Source organism: Nitrospiraceae bacterium (assembly GCA_019637075.1).
Taxonomy (GTDB): Bacteria; Nitrospirota; Nitrospiria; order Nitrospirales; family Nitrospiraceae; genus JAHBWI01.
Window position 1 is genome coordinate 105,654 of record JAHBWI010000007.1, and the last position, 15,798, is coordinate 121,451.

Annotated in this window: 12 protein-coding genes; 6 read left to right on the top strand and 6 right to left on the bottom strand. The window is 60.0% G+C overall.

The features are described 5' to 3' along the window. Positions 1 to 11 precede the first annotated feature (11 nt). Positions 12 to 1,211: a phosphoglycerate kinase gene (locus KF814_16845; protein MBX3237816.1), complete on the bottom strand. Its 1,200-nt coding sequence runs from the start codon at positions 1,209 to 1,211 to the stop codon at positions 12 to 14. 86 nt (positions 1,212 to 1,297) lie between these two features. Then, on the bottom strand, positions 1,298 to 2,302 hold the full coding sequence (gap, locus tag KF814_16850; protein MBX3237817.1) for a type I glyceraldehyde-3-phosphate dehydrogenase: 1,005 nt from the start codon (positions 2,300 to 2,302) through the stop codon (positions 1,298 to 1,300). A 214-nt stretch (positions 2,303 to 2,516) separates the two neighbouring features. Here gap and KF814_16855 point away from each other — a divergent pair, with 214 nt between their 5' ends. The 4 genes from KF814_16855 to KF814_16870 all read left to right on the top strand — a co-directional run bounded on the left by KF814_16855 (position 2,517) and on the right by KF814_16870 (position 8,605). Beyond that, the gene (locus KF814_16855; GenBank protein ID MBX3237818.1) at positions 2,517 to 4,946 is read left to right on the top strand and encodes an endonuclease MutS2; all 2,430 of its coding nucleotides are present in this window, start codon (positions 2,517 to 2,519) and stop codon (positions 4,944 to 4,946) included. 64 nt (positions 4,947 to 5,010) lie between these two features. Beyond that, positions 5,011 to 7,188 (top strand): adenylate/guanylate cyclase domain-containing protein, encoded by a 2,178-nt coding sequence (locus KF814_16860; GenBank protein ID MBX3237819.1) that lies wholly within the window; start codon positions 5,011 to 5,013, stop codon positions 7,186 to 7,188. 48 nt (positions 7,189 to 7,236) lie between these two features. Further along, on the top strand, positions 7,237 to 7,749 hold the full coding sequence (locus KF814_16865; protein MBX3237820.1) for an SH3 domain-containing protein: 513 nt from the start codon (positions 7,237 to 7,239) through the stop codon (positions 7,747 to 7,749). After that, the gene (locus tag KF814_16870) at positions 7,733 to 8,605 is read left to right on the top strand and encodes a M48 family metalloprotease (protein MBX3237821.1); all 873 of its coding nucleotides are present in this window, start codon (positions 7,733 to 7,735) and stop codon (positions 8,603 to 8,605) included. The genes KF814_16865 and KF814_16870 overlap by 17 nt, the downstream gene beginning before the upstream one ends. A gap of 9 nt (positions 8,606 to 8,614) precedes the next feature. Here KF814_16870 and KF814_16875 read toward each other — a convergent pair whose 3' ends face one another. The 4 genes from KF814_16875 to KF814_16890 all read right to left on the bottom strand — a co-directional run bounded on the left by KF814_16875 (position 8,615) and on the right by KF814_16890 (position 13,447). Then, positions 8,615 to 10,579 carry a HAMP domain-containing protein gene (locus KF814_16875; GenBank protein ID MBX3237822.1) on the bottom strand — a complete coding sequence of 655 codons (1,965 nt, stop codon included), beginning with the start codon at positions 10,577 to 10,579 and terminating at the stop codon, positions 8,615 to 8,617. Further along, positions 10,576 to 11,961, bottom strand: a complete 1,386-nt coding sequence (locus KF814_16880; GenBank protein MBX3237823.1) for a sigma-54-dependent Fis family transcriptional regulator — start codon at positions 11,959 to 11,961, stop codon at positions 10,576 to 10,578. Before KF814_16880 ends, KF814_16875 begins: the two co-directional genes overlap by 4 nt. Positions 11,962 to 12,062: 101 nt before the next feature. Beyond that, the gene (gene queG, locus KF814_16885; protein MBX3237824.1) at positions 12,063 to 13,070 is read right to left on the bottom strand and encodes a tRNA epoxyqueuosine(34) reductase QueG; all 1,008 of its coding nucleotides are present in this window, start codon (positions 13,068 to 13,070) and stop codon (positions 12,063 to 12,065) included. Continuing rightward, positions 13,067 to 13,447 carry a hypothetical protein gene (locus tag KF814_16890; GenBank protein ID MBX3237825.1) on the bottom strand — a complete coding sequence of 127 codons (381 nt, stop codon included), beginning with the start codon at positions 13,445 to 13,447 and terminating at the stop codon, positions 13,067 to 13,069. The genes queG and KF814_16890 overlap by 4 nt, the downstream gene beginning before the upstream one ends. A gap of 298 nt (positions 13,448 to 13,745) precedes the next feature. Here KF814_16890 and KF814_16895 point away from each other — a divergent pair, with 298 nt between their 5' ends. Together KF814_16895 and KF814_16900 are read left to right on the top strand one after the other, a co-directional pair. After that, positions 13,746 to 14,507, top strand: coding sequence for a response regulator (locus tag KF814_16895; GenBank protein MBX3237826.1), 762 nt, complete (start codon positions 13,746 to 13,748; stop codon positions 14,505 to 14,507). Positions 14,508 to 14,684: 177 nt separating this feature from the next. After that, positions 14,685 to 15,797 carry a DGQHR domain-containing protein gene (locus tag KF814_16900; protein ID MBX3237827.1) on the top strand — a complete coding sequence of 371 codons (1,113 nt, stop codon included), beginning with the start codon at positions 14,685 to 14,687 and terminating at the stop codon, positions 15,795 to 15,797. Position 15,798: the final 1 nt, after the last annotated feature.

A 15,798-nucleotide genomic window follows, 5' to 3' on the forward strand; every position in this document is an offset into this window, starting at 1 on the left:
GTGGACAGCGTCTAGGTGGGACGGTTGGGCAACGCGGCTAGCCCGGGTAGCGTCTTACCCTCCAGCAACTCGAGAGCGGCGCCACCGCCGGTAGAGATGAACGAGATGCTTTCGGATTCTCCTGCGCGGTGCACAGCCAAGGCGGTTTCGCCGCCACCCACGATTGTCAGGGCATAGGCATTGGCGACGGCATGGGCCATCGCAAGGGTGCCTCGCGCGAACGCGTCAACTTCGAACATGCCCATAGGACCGTTCCAGAGAATCGTCTTGGCGTCCTGGACTGCTTCGGAGAACAGCTTAACCGATGCCGGACCGATATCCAGGCCATACCAACCCTTGGGAATTTCCTGAACTGGCACAATCTTCGTCTCGGCGCCGGGTTCACGACCGGCGGCTACAACGCAATCGACGGGCAGGTAGAACTTCACACCGCTGGCGAAGGCATGATCTTGGACGCCCTTGGCAAAGTCCAACATGTCGTTCTCGACCAGAGATTTTCCGATCTCCAGGCCCATTGCCTTCAGAAAGGTGAATGCCATTCCTCCGCCGATGATGACTTTATCCACCTTCTTGCCGAGGTTCTCGATCACGCCGATTTTTCCGGAGACCTTTGCGCCTCCTAAGATGGCCACAAAGGGGCGAACGGGGTTTTCAACCGCACCTTCCAGGTACTCGATTTCCTTTTTGAGCAAAAACCCTGCGGCCGCTTCCGGGATGAATTTGGTGATGCCGACGGTGGAGGCGTGCGCCCGGTGCGCCGCACCAAACGCATCGTTGATATAGACGTCACCCAGGGATGCCAGGGCCTTGGAGAAGCTGTCTTCGTTCTTTTCTTCTTCCGGGTGAAAACGGAGGTTTTCCAGCAGCATCACGTCGCCCGGCTTCATCTTCGACACCAGGCCTTCGACGGCCGGACCAATGCAGTCGGGCGCAAAAATGACTTCCTTGCCGAGAAGTCGCTGAAGCCTCTTGGCTACCGGGGCAAGGCTGAACTTTGGATTGAATTTTCCATCCGGCCGCCCCAGGTGGCTGCAGAGGATGACTTTTGCACCCTCATCGACGGCGCGATTGATGGTCGGTAGCGTCGACCGGATACGCGTATCGTCGGTGATCTGAAGCGAATCGTCCAGCGGAACGTTGTAGTCCGCTCGTACGATGACCCGTTTCCCTCGTAGCTGAAGATCTTCGATGATCTGCTTGTGGAGATTCATGGTCGATGCTCAGTCCTCATGTGCCACCTGGGAAGCCGGCTTTGATTTCGCCGGCGATTCCCGGTGGGATACCGTGGAGCGGAACTTTACGATTTGGCTGCGATGAACTTGATGAGGTCCCTGACCCGGCAGGAGTAGCCCCATTCATTGTCGTACCAGGCCGTCACCTTAACCATCCGCTTGTCGATCACCGCAGTCAGGGGCGCATCTACCGTCGCGGAGTGCGCATCGCCTTTCTGGTCGATGGAGACGATCGGATCTTCAGAGTAGGCCAGAATGTTCTTCATCGGCCCCTCGGCAGCCCGCTTGAATGCCGCATTGACGGCGGCCACGTCGGCATCCTTTTCGGTCTCGACAGTGAGGTCGACGAGGGAAACGTTAGGCGTCGGGACGCGGATCGCCAGGCCATCCAACTTGCCCTTCAGTTGCGGCAAGACCAGATGCAGGGCTTTCGCCGCGCCGGTACTCGTGGGAATCATCGACATGCCGGCTGCGCGCGCACGCCGAAGATCCTTGTGCGGCAAGTCGAGCAGCTGCTGATCGTTAGTGTAGGAATGAATCGTGGTCATGACGCCGTGTTTGATCCCAAAGTTGTCCAACAGCACCTTGGCCACCGGGGCCAGACAGTTCGTAGTGCAGGAGGCGTTCGAGAGAATGTGATGGGATTTCGCGTCGAACGTCTGTTCGTTGACGCCCAATACCACAGTCACATCAGGGTCCTTGGCCGGGGCGGAGATGATGACGGTCTTGGCTCCGGCGGAGAGGTGTTTGCCCGCACCTTCGCGGTCGGTGAACCGACCGGTTGATTCGATGACGACATCGACGCCCAACGATTTCCAGGGCAATTCCTTCGGATCCTTGACCGCCAATACCTTGATGGGGCGTCCGTTGACGATCAACTGATCGTCTTTGGCTTCAACGGTGCCCTTGAGGGTGCCGTGCACGGAGTCATATTTCAGGAGATAGGCCAGTGTCTTGGCATCGGTCAGATCGTTGATGGCGACAAATTCCAGGCTGGGATCATCCATGGAAGCGCGAAGAACGTTGCGGCCGATGCGCCCGAATCCGTTGATGCCGATGCGTGTGGTCATGGGGCTAAGTCCTCGAGAATTAAGCAGGTTAATCTAATTGCACACGAGGGGCGATAGTACTGGCGGCCCTGTTCAGTGTCAAGCATACAAATGGGGGAGTCACTCGCGGGCTTTAGGGAAATTGTTTCGGAATTGGTGCAGCGGCGAGCCTCCATATTGCCTGTGGGTATCGCGTCGGGTAGAGTCAGCCACCCGCGAACAGGAACACGTATCCATGCAATCGGAAAGCCTTCGCAACGAGGCAAACAAGGTATTGGAGTGGACGAGACTGCTGGACGCTCTGGCTTCTCATGCCCATTCAAGTCGTGGGGCTCGCTATTGCCGATCCCTGACCTTGGAAGAGGATCTGGTCCGGGCTCAAAAACGCCTGGCGGAGACCACTGAGGCGGCAGTCTTGCGGGAAAGCACCGATCCCCTCCCGACGCTTCAATTCCCGGACATAGAGGAAGCCTTGGGGCGGGTCTCGAAGGGGGCGTCCCTCGAAATCCTTGAATTGCGTGATGCCGGGCTGGTGTTGGCTCTACTGGAGGAAGTGCATCGGTACTTGTCCCGCCATCGGCAGGATGCACCGACATTGGCCGAGCTGCTGCATCGTCTCGGACAGGCAGGTGAATGGCGACGGCTCAAGGGAGCGATCAATGCGGCGATCAATGCAGACGGGTCGATGAAAGAGTCGGCGAGCCAGGACCTGCGACGGTTCATGCACCAGGCCAACGACCTCAAGCAGCAGATGCGCCATCGGCTGGACCAAATTCTGCAATCGCAGCGGTATGCGGAGGTGTTGCAGGAACAGTACTTTGCTCAACGAGAAGGTCGTTATGTAGTGCCGATTAAAGCGGATATGCAGGGGCGGGTTCCCGGCATCGTACACGATGTCTCGGCCAGCGGGGCGACAGTGTTTCTGGAGCCGAGGGAATTGGTTGATCTCAACAATGGGATCAAGGTGGCGGATCTCGAGGTGGAACGTGAGGTGCGGCGCATCCTTAGATCCCTTTCGGAGGCGTTAGCTCCCGAAGCCGATCGACTTACGGCGGCGCTCGCTGTGCTGGCCGAATTCGACGCGATTTCGGCGAAGGCTGCCTTGAGCCATCAACTCCAAGCCGAGGCCCCACGGCTGACCGACAACGGGCGGATTATGTTGCAGCGTGCCAGGCATCCGCTGCTCGTGCTTGCGAAAGAACAAGTGGTTGCGAACGACATTGATTTTGATGAACACATCCGCGTGCTGATTGTCTCAGGCCCCAACACCGGCGGCAAGACTGTGGTGCTGAAACTCCTCGGCCTCTACGCGCTGATGGTGCGTTGCGGGCTTCATCTGCCCTGCGGGCCGGACTCGGATATGGCGCTGTTCGACGCGGTCTATGCCGATATCGGCGACTCCCAAGACTTGGCTCGCGATCTCTCGAGTTTTTCTGCTCACATGACGCAGATGGTCAAGCTGCTTGCTGAGGTTGAGCCGAGACGGAATGGAAATTGCCAGCCTTCCGCGAAGGGGGCCGTTCTGGTGTTATTGGACGAGCCTGTGACTTCCACCGATCCGGCTGAAGGGGCTGCGTTGGCCAGCTCGCTGCTTTGCCGATTGGCGGACATCGGGGCCAAGGTGGTCGCGACCACTCACTACAGCGTCATGAAGGGCCTTGCGCAAGAGACCCCCGGTTTTGCCAACGCGAGCGTCGAGTTCAATCTTGAGACACTGGCGCCGACATATCGACTCGTGCAGGGACAGCCCGGAGGCTCTGCGGCTATAGAAATAGCAGGACGGTTGGGGATGGACGAGGCCATCCTCGCTGATGCGCGGCGTCGGCTTCAGGGGGAGACTCGTCTCCTGGAGACGTTATTGACTGACGTGCAGGAACGGCACCGGCGGGTCACCGACGAGTTGGCCTCTGCGGCCATTGCCAGGCAGGAAGCAGACGCTGCTGCGAAGGAGGCGCAGGAGTTGCTGACATCGCTCCAGGACTCGGAGCGCGAGGAGCGAAAAGGTCTTAAGAAGAAGCTGACGCAGGAGTTTCAGAGGGCGCGAGCGGCGGTCCAGGCGACCTTGGATGAGCTCAAGCGTGATCAGAAAATCGTGAAAGCCCGCGAGACCAAGAGCCGGCTGGTGGAGTTGGAAGCCGAGGTGCGTCGTGATGTGGGAGAACCGCAGGCTCCGATCCCGGTTGAAGCGCTCACGATCGGTGATGCTGTCGAGGTGACGGCCTTGGGTATGAGCGGGGTATTGCTTGAAGACCCTCGGGGCAAGAAGCGTGTCCGTGTGAGGGTTGGAGAAGGGGAGATCAGCGCGTCGGTCGCCGGTTTGACGGGGGTGGCCCGGGCTGTGGCGACTGAGACCGGCACCCAGAAAGTAGAAAAACAGGCGACAGCACCAAGGCGGAACAGCCACACACTTGCACCGGAGGATATTCAGGAAACCCTGGATGTGAGGGGGCAGGCCGCCGATGAGGCAGTCGATGCGCTTGTAGCGGTGCTGGATCGGGCAACGTTGGGAGGGAGCCCCTACGTGCGGATCATCCACGGACATGGGACGGGCCGCTTGAGGAATGCCTTGCGCGAATACTTGAAGGACTCTCCCTATGTCGCCACCTTCCGGTCCGGCGATCGCGCCGAGGGGGGTGACGGTGTGACGATCGTCGAACTTCGGTAACCAGGCCTCCCGGTTGTTCGCCACAGAGGAATCACACTTTCCCTCCGTAGCGATCTTCGTTACCATGGCACCCGGCTGGTTGGCGCATGAGGAGTCTGTGGTCCTGACGAAGCCCGTTCAACGCGTGCTCTCTGCCTTGGCTGTCGGCCTCGGCGTATTCCTACTCACCGTATCGCTTCAAGCCTCTGGTTGGTTCGAGGTCGCAGAACTCAAAGCACTGGATCACCTCGTCCGCCGGTATGCAGAACCTGCCAAAGCCGATCCCAATATCCTGCTGCTCGCCATCGATGAGGCGAGTCTCGAAGCGTTTGGCCGCTGGCCTTGGCCGCGCGATCGCCATGGCTATGTGGTGCGGTACCTCAAGCAGGCCGGCGCCAAAGCCATCGTGTTCGATGTCATGTTTTTCGAGCCGGATGAGAATGCCGAGGAATTCGACCAGTCGTTCGCCGATGATATTGCCGCTGCGGGCAATGTGTTTCTCCCGATGCTGTTTCAGTCTGACGGTCCGGCACCGCCTCCTGATCTGCTGCGACGAGCCACTATCGGGATCAGCGGGGGAGAATCGAACGCAGGTTCTTCCGTCGATCGGTACCCATCGTTAAAGATGCCGATTCCGTCATTGGCCGGCGCAGCTCGCGGATTGGGAGTCATCAACTTGTCTGCGGACGCCGACGGGCCGACGCGCCGGGTTCCGTTGGCCGGGCAGGTGGAGGGACAATGGGTTCCGCATCTTTCATTGGCAGTCGCCCGTGCGCTACTGGGGACGGAGACCGTTTCCTTGAACTCTGAGCGGGCCATGTTGGGAAACACCATCGTGCCGCTCGACGCGGCGGGACGTCTCCTGGCCGATTGGCATGGCGCGCTTGAGCAGACCTATCACCGTCAGCGGCTCTCGGTCGGCCGAGTCCTGCAGGCATTCGCGCAGCAGCAAAAGGGTGAGAAGCCGTCGCTGGATGCGTCGATTTTCAAAGATAAAATTGTCTTCATCGCCGGCACTGCGGCTGGGCTCTATGACCTGCGTGTCACGCCGTTCTCGAGCCAGACTCCCGGGGTGTTGATTCATATGGCGGCCCTCGACAATCTCTTGCACGGGCAGGCGCTACGCCAGGCGCCGGTCTGGTTCTCCCGGCTGATATTGTTCCTGCTTTGCATCGGTTCCGCCACCACCTTCATGCTCGTCAGGTCCTATCTCGTGAAGTTTGGGGCCACGCTTGCGATGGCCGTCGGTTACTACGCGCTCGTCGCCCATGCGTTTTCGGGCCATGAGCGCTGGATGGATCTCGTGTTTCCCGAAGCGGCGCTCCTGCTGACGTTCGGCACCGCGGCCACGGTCGAGTATGTGACGGAGGGCCGTCAGCGGCGCCTGATGCGGGCGGCCTTCGACAAGTATATGTCTGCGGAGGTGGTCGAGGAGATCATGCGCAATCCGGAGGCCATCAAGCTCGGTGGGGAGAAGAAGGAGATCTCGATCCTCTTTTCGGACATCGCCGGCTTCACGACCATTTCCGAAAAGATGCCGCCTGAAGAACTCGTTACGCTGTTGAACCGGTACCTCTCGGCCATGACCACCATCATTAAGCGCAACCACCGGGGCAACGTGAACAAGTACTTGGGCGATGGCATCATGGCGATCTTCGGTGCGCCGCTGGACGATGCCGCCCATGCGTCACGAGCCTGCTCCGCCGCGCTGGAGTGCCAGCTTGAGTTGGCGCGCTTGCGGGCGGAGTGGCTGAAGGAAGGTCTGCCGGAAATCGGTGCGCGCATCGGGATCAATTCCGGGGCTTGCATCGTCGGCAACATGGGGTCGGATGAGCGGATGGAGTATACAGTCACCGGGGACAGTGTGAACCTTGCCTCGCGTCTGGAGGGGGCTAACAAGTTTTATGACACCTTGATTCTCCTCGGGCAACGTACGGCGGAATTGGCCAAGAACGACGTTGAAGTGCGCGAGGTAGACCTGCTACGTGTAAAGGGCAAAAAGGAACCCGTCGTGGTCTATGAGCTGTTGTGCCGGCGGGGGGAATTGTCCGAACAGAAAAGAAGCATCCTCGACCGGTATCTCGAAGGGTTGACGGCCTATAAGCAGCGGAATTTTGCGACGGCGAAGGCCCGGTTTGCGGAGGCCTTGGCTCTCGATCCGGCGGACGGACCTTCACGTGTGTATCTGGAACGGGCGGCGGCCTACGAAGTGGAACCACCCGCTGCTGCCTGGGACGGCGTCTACGAATTGAAGTCGAAGTAGCGAGGCGGGCGTGACTGTCGCGGGCAAGCCTGCCGGAGGGAGGCAGTCGTGATGGAAACAACGATGAATTGGGGAAGGGTGCTGGGGCTGACGATCGCTTTGTTGTCGATCGGGACTGCCGGCTGGGCGGAAACCGTCTACGTGCAGGCCAAGACGGGACAATTGCGTTCCGGCAAGACATCGCTCGACGGCGTCGTGGCCAACGTCAAATTTGGTGATGCCTTGGAAGTGCTCGGTCGTGACGGGAGCTGGTTGGACGTGAAGACCTCGAACGGCGCGCGCGGGTGGATTTTCTCCAATAAGACTTCATCCAGCAAACCTTCCGGCGGTAGTGACATGTTAGCCAAGTTGGGACAGAGCATGCGGGCCGGGGATGCCTCGTCCACGACCGCGTCGGCCGGTGCCCGCGGCCTCGACAAGGCGTCCGAAGGCTATGCGAATCGGACCGGCATTGGGGCGAAGGACCGGGAAGCGGTTGACCGAATGACCGCCTATCAGATGGCGGATCAGGATGTGGAGGAGTTTCTCCGGGAAGGAGGGCTCGGTGAATATGCGAAATAATCCCATCTGGTCCGCGGCTTTGGTGACCCTGAGCCTGATGACGGCTGGTTGCGCTGAAGTCCAACGAGTAGCGGAGGACACAGCCCGGCAATCCGGTAATCCTCGTCTGGCCAACGTGATCCACGGGACGGGCAGTGTGGTCAGTAGCTTGTTGCCGATCGGCTACGAAGAGGAATCCTCGATAGGCCAGGCAATTGCGTTGCAGGTCGTGGCGCGATACGGTGGCATGGTCGATCAGCCTGATTTGGTTCGGTATGTGAATCTGGTTGGGCGGGCGGTGGCCCTCACCTCTGACCGGCCGGACATTCCCTACCGTTTTGCCATCCTCGACGACAACTCGATCAATGCCTTCGCCGCCCCGGCCGGCTACATCTTCGTGACGCGAGGTCTTTTGCGCCAAGTGCAAAACGAAGCCGAATTGGCCGCGGCGTTGGGGCATGAGATCGCGCACGTCAGCCAAAAGCATATTCTCGAGGTGATTCAGCGAAGCAAACGGCTGGCCGGGGTTACGGAGGCCGGCCTGGCCTACGCGACGGCCAATCCCAATGCGTTTAAGGGCGTGATCGACGGAGCGGTGAAAAAATTGTTGGATGAAGGGTTGGATCAAGGAAAGGAAATCGAAGCCGATACCCTGGGCGAAGAATTTGCCGCGCGGGTCGGCTACGATGCCGGTGCCTATGTGACTCTGCTGAGCCGGCTGCGTGACCTGAAGGGCGACGACCGGGCGCTTTTCAAAACCCACCCGAATTTCTCGGCGAGGATCCAGGCCGTTCAACAGACGATACAGGGGAAGAATCTGAAGCTCACCGGCGTGTTGTTGCCGGACCGATTTGGGAAATACGTCAAACGGGTCTAAGGCCCACGCTCAGGCGCCTTCTGCCGATCCTGATCCGTGCAGGGCGATAGGGGCCTGTTCCTCCTCGGTGGAGGTCGCAGCGGGAAGATGGAGGGCGAAAGTACTGCCTTCGCCAGGCTTGCTGCGTACATCGATCTTTCCGCCGTTGTCTTCGACGAGCCGCCTCACGTTCGTCAGCCCCAAGCCGGTGCCATACTCCTTGGTCGTGAAAAATGGCTCGAACAGCCGAGGCAAATGCTCCGGTGCAATCCCGCTTCCTGAATCCGTCACCTCGAGCAGCACGTCTGACTGCTTACCTCGGACGGTGACAAGCGTGAGCCTCCCCCCGTTCGGCATCGCTTCCGCAGCATTCGACAACAGATTGATCATGGCCTCCTTGATCTGGTCCGGGTCGATGCGCACCGGAGGCAGGCCTTCTCCAAACCGGCAGTCCACGGCGATTCGATCGGCGCGTCCCTGAGCCTGCCACTGCCGGAGCGCTGTGCGAACGACGTCCTCTACCACGACGGACTTGAATTCAGGCGGCTTCTGTCTCGCGTAGCGGAGAAAATCGTTCAGCCGATGGGACAGCTTGTCGACCTCCTCGATGATGTAGCGGGCCACCTCTTGTCGCACTCCCGGTTCTTGATCTCCACCAAGGATGACTTGTGCGGAACTGCGGATGACGCCCAAGGGGTTTCGAATGTCGTGAGCGAGGGCGGCCAGCAACTGCCCGACGGACGCCAATTTCTCCCGCCGCACCAGTTCGTGTTGCTGGGCGCTGATGGTTCTGAAGTTTTCCTCCAGCACCGTCCTCATGGCGACGAAGCTCTCAGCGAGGTCTTCGATTTCATCCCCCGTGCGGTACAGAGAGGGTGTCACCGTCGGCGGCGGTTCCGACGGCAGCGGCCCCGGCGAAGTAAGGTTTTGTCGCAGGGATTCGGCATCGCGCCGCAAGGCCGAGATCGGCCTCACAATGCGGTGCCCCACGAAAAAACCGAAACAGGACAGTGCGAGGACAAGACCGAATCCGATCAGTCCGACCGTGGTGAGCAGCGAGAAAACCGGCGCATAGGTTTCTTCGGGCGCCTGCCGGATGAAGGCATACCAACGATGCCCGCCGAGACTGGAGGGCGTTAAGGCATGGCCGAATCGTACCGGGGCAGCGCCGACAATCGCCTGGCGCCCTCCGTGAGCATCATCTTCGGCCACCAGCCAGAGCGGTTGCGGGGTTGCCAGCCGATTCATGAGCGACGACGGAATCAAATGGGCTGTGGAGGGGAGCACGGGGCAGATCAACGGCGTGCCTTGGGTATCGACCAGCATGCCATGACCGGTGTCTCCCACACGGATGGGGAGGATCATGTCGGTAAGAAACTCTCGCCGAATCACGAGCCCGATTACACCGATCGCGGGCCCATCTTTTTCTTCGAGAATCGGGACGCCAATGTAAAAAACCGGTTGGCCAAGATCCGGATCGGGGACGAGAGGACTCACGTAATAGGTCGCGGGCGGCGCCTGCAGTGTCTCACGCCACCATGGCTGTTCGGCCGGTTTACGTAACACGCTGTCGGTGCTGGCGACGAGGCGGCCGTTCCGGTCGGCCACGATGACGCGCACATAGTGACCGGAGGTGGCAGCCCACTCGCGCAAGTATCTGGCCGTTTCCGATGCATCGGAGAAGGAAGGCTGGGCTTGGCGGGGGCCATCGACCGGGAGGCCTGCGTTGGACCGCTTCACCGGCTGACGAATGTGGGCTGGAACCAGGGCCAATCGAACCGCTCGGTCGATCTCCTGGTCGATGGCCGTCGCCAGTCGCAACGCCGTCGAACGGGCGATCTCCTGAAATCCTTCTCCGATCGCCTGTTTGATGCTGGCCGTGCTGAAGTGGTAGGTCGCCCAGAGAGCGACGACCCCCGGGACCATGCCGACGGTCAACAGGGCGAAGAAAAACTTCCTCTGGAGCCCACCGGCCCTGATCACTGAGCGCATCACCCTGGCGGCTGCGAAAGGTTGTATTTGGCCATGCGATATCGAAGTGTGTTGCGTGTGACCTTGAGCAGGCGGCTTGCCTCAGAGATGTTGCCGCCGCTTTTTTGCAGGGCTTCTTGAAGAAGAGCTTTTTCCACCTCCTCGACCGACAGTCCCAGGGATAGTAGCGACGGGGGACTGTCTGGCGCGGATGCCGTCAGTGCGTCGCCGGTCCGCAGCGAGGCCGGCAAATGCTCCGCGGAGATTTCACCCTCCTTGCACGTGATCGTCAGCCATTCCACGACATTGTGCAGTTCCCGCACGTTGCCGGGCCATCCGTATCGCTCCATGATGTGCAGCGCTTCCTGGCTGATTCCTCGGATGCGACTACCCCGTTCGCGTCGGGCGCTGTCCAAGAATGATCCGAGAATCGGAGCGATATCCTCGGGCCGTTCACGGAGCGGCGGCATGCGGAGTTGATAGACGTTCAATCGATAGAACAGGTCCAGGCGAAAGCGTCCTTGCTTGATCAGATCGGGCAGTTCTTGGTTGGTGGCTGCGATGACGCGGATGTCGACTTTGATGCTGCGCACACCGCCCAATGGTTCGACGACATGGTGTTCCAGGACGCGCAGCAGCTTCGCTTGCGCGGTCAGGCTCATTTCACCGATTTCGTCGAGGAACAACGTGCCGTGGTCGGCCAGTTGGAACCGGCCCGGTTTGCCTTTCTTCGCGTCGGTGAATGCGCCCTTCTCGAATCCGAACAGCTCGGACTCCAGGAGGTGTTCGGGGATTCCGGCGCAGTTCAAGGCGACCATCGGAGCTTGCGCGCGAGGGCTTGCCAGGTGGATGGCGCGGGCCAATAGATCTTTGCCGGTACCGCTCTCACCGGTGATGAGCACGGTGGCGTCCGTTTGCGCGACCTCCTTGGCCAGCCGTTTGACGAGGTCCATTTGCTTCGATACGCTCACCATGCGGTCGAATCCGTATTGTTCGTGGAGATCCGCGCGAAGCGATCGGTTGTCGCGAGATAGTTGTCGCAGGTGCAGCGCCCGTCCGATCACGATCTTCAGTTCGTCATTGTCCACCGGCTTGGAAATGTAATCGTAGGCGCCTTTCTGCATGGCTTCGACCGCCGATTTCACCGTCCCATAGCCGGTGACGATGATGACCGGCACATCGGGCAGTTGCTGCCGCGCGGCTTCCAGGATGTCCATCCCGGACACGGCACCCAGCTGCAGGTCGGTGATGATGAGGTCGATCGCCGGTTGTTCCTGAATCAGGCGGAGGGCTTCGGCGCCGGACGCGGCGAATTGTAAGTCATGCCCGGTGGATTTCAGGACGAGTTCGAAGAGCCGTCGCATGCGCTCTTCGTCTTCGATGATGAGTAGGCTGGCTGCCTGCATAGGGCGATTCTGCAATCGGAACGGGATCGCGCGATGCCCGGAGCGGACAAACGTAGCCTACCATTAACCGACGGGAAAGGAGAAGTGCCCCTCGGACGCTGTCACTCCGAGCGTGGTGGAGCTGCTGTCCTGGGAGGGGCCGTAGAGGCCTGCGCCCAGACGATGTTGCGGTGCAGGCCGGATGCTTTGGCCCGCTTGATCGGGCTGAGACGAAAGGTGGCGCTGAATTCCGTTTCCTCCATCTTGGCGAGCCGGGAGAGGTCCGGCGCCAGCGTGAGTGCCGTCGGCTGAAATCTCTGCTCCTTGCTGGGTTCAGCTGCATGGTTATAGGGACAGGCGTCAAGGCAATCGTCGCAGCCGAAGATGCGGTTGCCGATCGCTCGCCGTACCTCCTCCGGCACGTCCGAGCCGTCGCCACGGTACTCGATGGTCAGGTACGAAATGCAGCGACGGGCGTCGACGATGTAGGGCTCGGGGATGGCCCCGGTCGGGCAGGCCTGGATGCAGAGGCGGCAGGTGCCGCAGAGGTCGCTGCCTGGTTCATCCGGTTGGAGTTCTGCCGTCGTGAGAATTTCGCCCAGCAAGAGCCAAGAGCCGTGACGGGCGGAGACGAGATTCGAGTGTTTCCCGATCCATCCCAATCCGGCCTGCTGGGCCCAGGTCTTTTCCATGACCGGCCCCGTGTCGACGTAGGTCAGTGAGCGAGCCTCGGCGCAGATGGCCTGCACGTCCTTCCCAAGGGCGGTGAGCCGTTCGCCCAGAATGCGGTGGTAGTCCTCTCCCCAGGCGTAACGGGCGATACGTCCGTGCCCCGGTCGTTCATCGGCTCGGTGGTGGCTGTAGTAGTTCAGGCCGACTGAAACGACGGAGCGGCAGCCTGGAAGGACGATGTTGGGATCAGCGCGTTTTGCAGGGTCCTTGGCCATCCAGGTCATGCCGGCCTGGTACCCGCGGCGGAGCCATTCGGTCAGGCGTCCATAGCGATCGCTTACTTGCCCAGACTCCTCCGATGCCGAGTCCGGCTGCGTCACGATGCTGATCCCGACCGCGTCAAACCCGAGCCTGTGTGCGGCCTCTTTAATTGCAAGCGACCGCGTCGCGGGGGTCATGGCTTCTTTGAACAATCGAAGCGGACGCTGAACTGGCCTGTGCAGTGGCTGGATTCACATCGGCTGCAGCTGCCCGTAATGCGGGCTTTCCAATCCGTCGCATTCGGGTCGAACCGACAGAATGTCTTACCGGCCTTGGACACCGTGATCCATGGCTTGGTCGTACCGGGAAAGTTAGCCACGCTGCAGCCCTGCGGGATGGGGACATCGCACTGTTGGGCAGGCTGCCCCAATGCCATACCAAACCCGCAGGTCTGTTCCGTCGTGGCCGAGGATTCGTCCGTCGGTTGGGCATGGCTCAGCGTCGGTAACGGCAACCAGGCAGAGATGATCGCGGCGGTCAGCAAGAGTTGTTGAGCAGTAGGCAAGTGAGGCATTGGCGAAGACTCCTTGTGAAGCACGCATCCTAGCATAGCTGTGGACCAGCCACCACGGACGGACAGGGAGCGTGAGCGGAGTGGACCGGTTCGAACGTTTCCCCTCCGTCTTGTTCAAAAAGCTCCGGGGGGAAGGGATCGCTGAACGGCGCCGTTCGCTAACTGCAAGTCTTTATTGACGGGGAAGATGGCATGTTAGTTGCGTCTTGTCCGGCGCGGCGGGGCGCACGGGTGTGTCGAGTGAATGGGGGGCTGGCCTAATAAAGACTGGTCCAAACTGGCTCCTGGTCGAGATGGCATGATACAGGCCAAAGTTCTCATCGTTGACGATGAAGTTGTCGTGGCGGAGGATATTCGCCGACAGCTTCGGTCTATCGGCTACGTGGTGGTCGGGGTGGCATCCTCGGGCGCCGATGCCATTCGGCTCGCCGGCGAGCACGTCCCTGATCTCATCTTGATGGATGTCAAACTGAAGGGCCCGATGGACGGCATCGAGACCGCCCGAAGCATCCAGCAGCAATATGAAATCCCTGTGATCTACCTCACGGCCTTTGCGGATGACGACACACTTCAGCGCGCGCGCCATACGTTGCCACTGGCCTACCTCATCAAACCCTTCGTCAGCAGCGATCTCCGCGCCGCCGTGGAACTTGCCTTGTTCCGGCACCGGGTGTCGCGGATGGTGGAACAGCGCGGGCGTTGGTTGAGCGCCGTGGTCAAGGCTATGGGGGATGCGGTCGTGACCATCGATCGAGACAGCCGTGTGACGATGTTGAATCCGGCTGCTGAGGGGTTGACCGGCTGGTCCGAGGCAGAGGCGGTTGGCAAGGATGTCGATGAGATTGTGGTGCTCATGGATCCAGTGACTCGCCAACCTCTTCCAAGGTCCGCCCAGCGAGTCCTTCAGTCGCAGAGCGAGACTGAATCGGGCGGTCGCGCCGCCATCCTGCGGCATCGTCATGGCGGTGAATGCCGCATCAGCGACAGTTCGGCGCTCATTCATGACGAACAGGGTGTGACGACTGGCATGGTGATGGTTTTTCGTCTGGCCGGCGACTGACCCTGACGACCGGCTTCAGCGCTTCCCCGCTCGCGCCCTCCTGAGTCGATCGGTATAATAAACCGTTGAACGAGAGCAGATGTCACCGCGGGATCGCCCGGCTTGCAGTCCTTGATCGGCGCATCCGCTTACGGTGCAGTCCTGCCGACGAGGATCTTGCGCCGAGGAGGAGGTTTCATGCTCGCGACGCGAATCAGGCAGAAAGAGGGGCTCTTCTATTTCATTGCCTACAAGGCTGCGGCGTTACTCGACAAGATCCAGTTCACGAGTCGGTACTATTTCGAGGGCGAAGAGATTGCCGCTGCTTCCGTCGGGGAACACGATGAAGTCGCCAAATTTATCTCGGGAATCGAGCGGAGCGAGAAGGGCTTTCAGCGCATACTCAATCGTCAGAAGATCAAACAGATCGTGAATTTTTACGAGACGGTGGTTTCCCAGCCAATGGTCCCTGGTACGATTTTGCTGTTCACCGATGAGACCCTGGCGTTCCGCAGAGCCGGTGAGTCGGACTCGGTCGGGCATCTCAGTGAGCCGAAGGGCCGGTACCTCGTCATCGATGGCCAGCATCGATTGGCCGGGCTGCATTTCTTTCGGGATAAACATCCTGATCAAATTGACCAGGTCGAAGTACCTTGTGTCCTGTTCGACGGTCGAAGCGCGGACTTCGCGACAGAAATGTTCGTCATCATCAATTCGACCCACACCCGGATCAATCGCTCCCATCTCGTGGATCTGTACGAAAAGGTCTCCTGGGAAAGCCCGGAGAAGAAATTCGCCGCCAAGGTGGCCAATCTGCTGTATGGCGAGGATGATTCTCCCCTACAATACAAGATCAATCGCTTGGGGGGACGGAGTAAGCAGGAGAAATGGATTTTGCAGTCTGAAATGTTCAATGAGCTCCTGAAAGTGGTGCTGTCCCACAAGCGATGGATGGATTCGCATTTGGCCATGAGGGCGGACCGATTCTATGCCCTCGTTCGGGACTACCTGAAGGGCGTGAAAGACGTGATGGGCGACATCTGGGGCAACAACGAGCGCTATATGTTTACGCGTGACGTGACGCTCAAGGCTCTGATACGGGTGCTCAACGATCTGATCGTGGATCGCAAGCTGATCACGGACTGGGAAACCCAGCGCAGTCACAAGCCGTTTGTCGAGTTGCTCGCCCCTTGGGCGGAACTCACCAAGGAGTTTCGTGCAGATGGGTTTTACGAACGGTTCCCTGCCAAAGGGCAGCTGGAAAGGGTTCGCCGGGTGCATCAGCGGCTACTTGAGGCAATGACGAGCTAGC

Bases quoted from the DNA above. Each gene is read 5' to 3' on its own strand.
- KF814_16860 (MBX3237819.1), top strand. From the start codon at position 5,011: ATGGCACCCGGCTGGTTGGCGCATGAGGAGTCTGTGGTCCTGACGAAG.
- KF814_16845 (MBX3237816.1), bottom strand. From the start codon at position 1,211: ATGAATCTCCACAAGCAGATCATCGAAGATCTTCAGCTACGAGGGAAA.
- KF814_16895 (MBX3237826.1), top strand. From the start codon at position 13,746: ATGATACAGGCCAAAGTTCTCATCGTTGACGATGAAGTTGTCGTGGCG.
- KF814_16855 (MBX3237818.1), top strand. From the start codon at position 2,517: ATGCAATCGGAAAGCCTTCGCAACGAGGCAAACAAGGTATTGGAGTGG.
- queG (MBX3237824.1), bottom strand. From the start codon at position 13,070: ATGACCCCCGCGACGCGGTCGCTTGCAATTAAAGAGGCCGCACACAGG.
- gap (MBX3237817.1), bottom strand. From the start codon at position 2,302: ATGACCACACGCATCGGCATCAACGGATTCGGGCGCATCGGCCGCAAC.
- KF814_16890 (MBX3237825.1), bottom strand. From the start codon at position 13,447: ATGCCTCACTTGCCTACTGCTCAACAACTCTTGCTGACCGCCGCGATC.
- KF814_16880 (MBX3237823.1), bottom strand. From the start codon at position 11,961: ATGCAGGCAGCCAGCCTACTCATCATCGAAGACGAAGAGCGCATGCGA.
- KF814_16900 (MBX3237827.1), top strand. From the start codon at position 14,685: ATGCTCGCGACGCGAATCAGGCAGAAAGAGGGGCTCTTCTATTTCATT.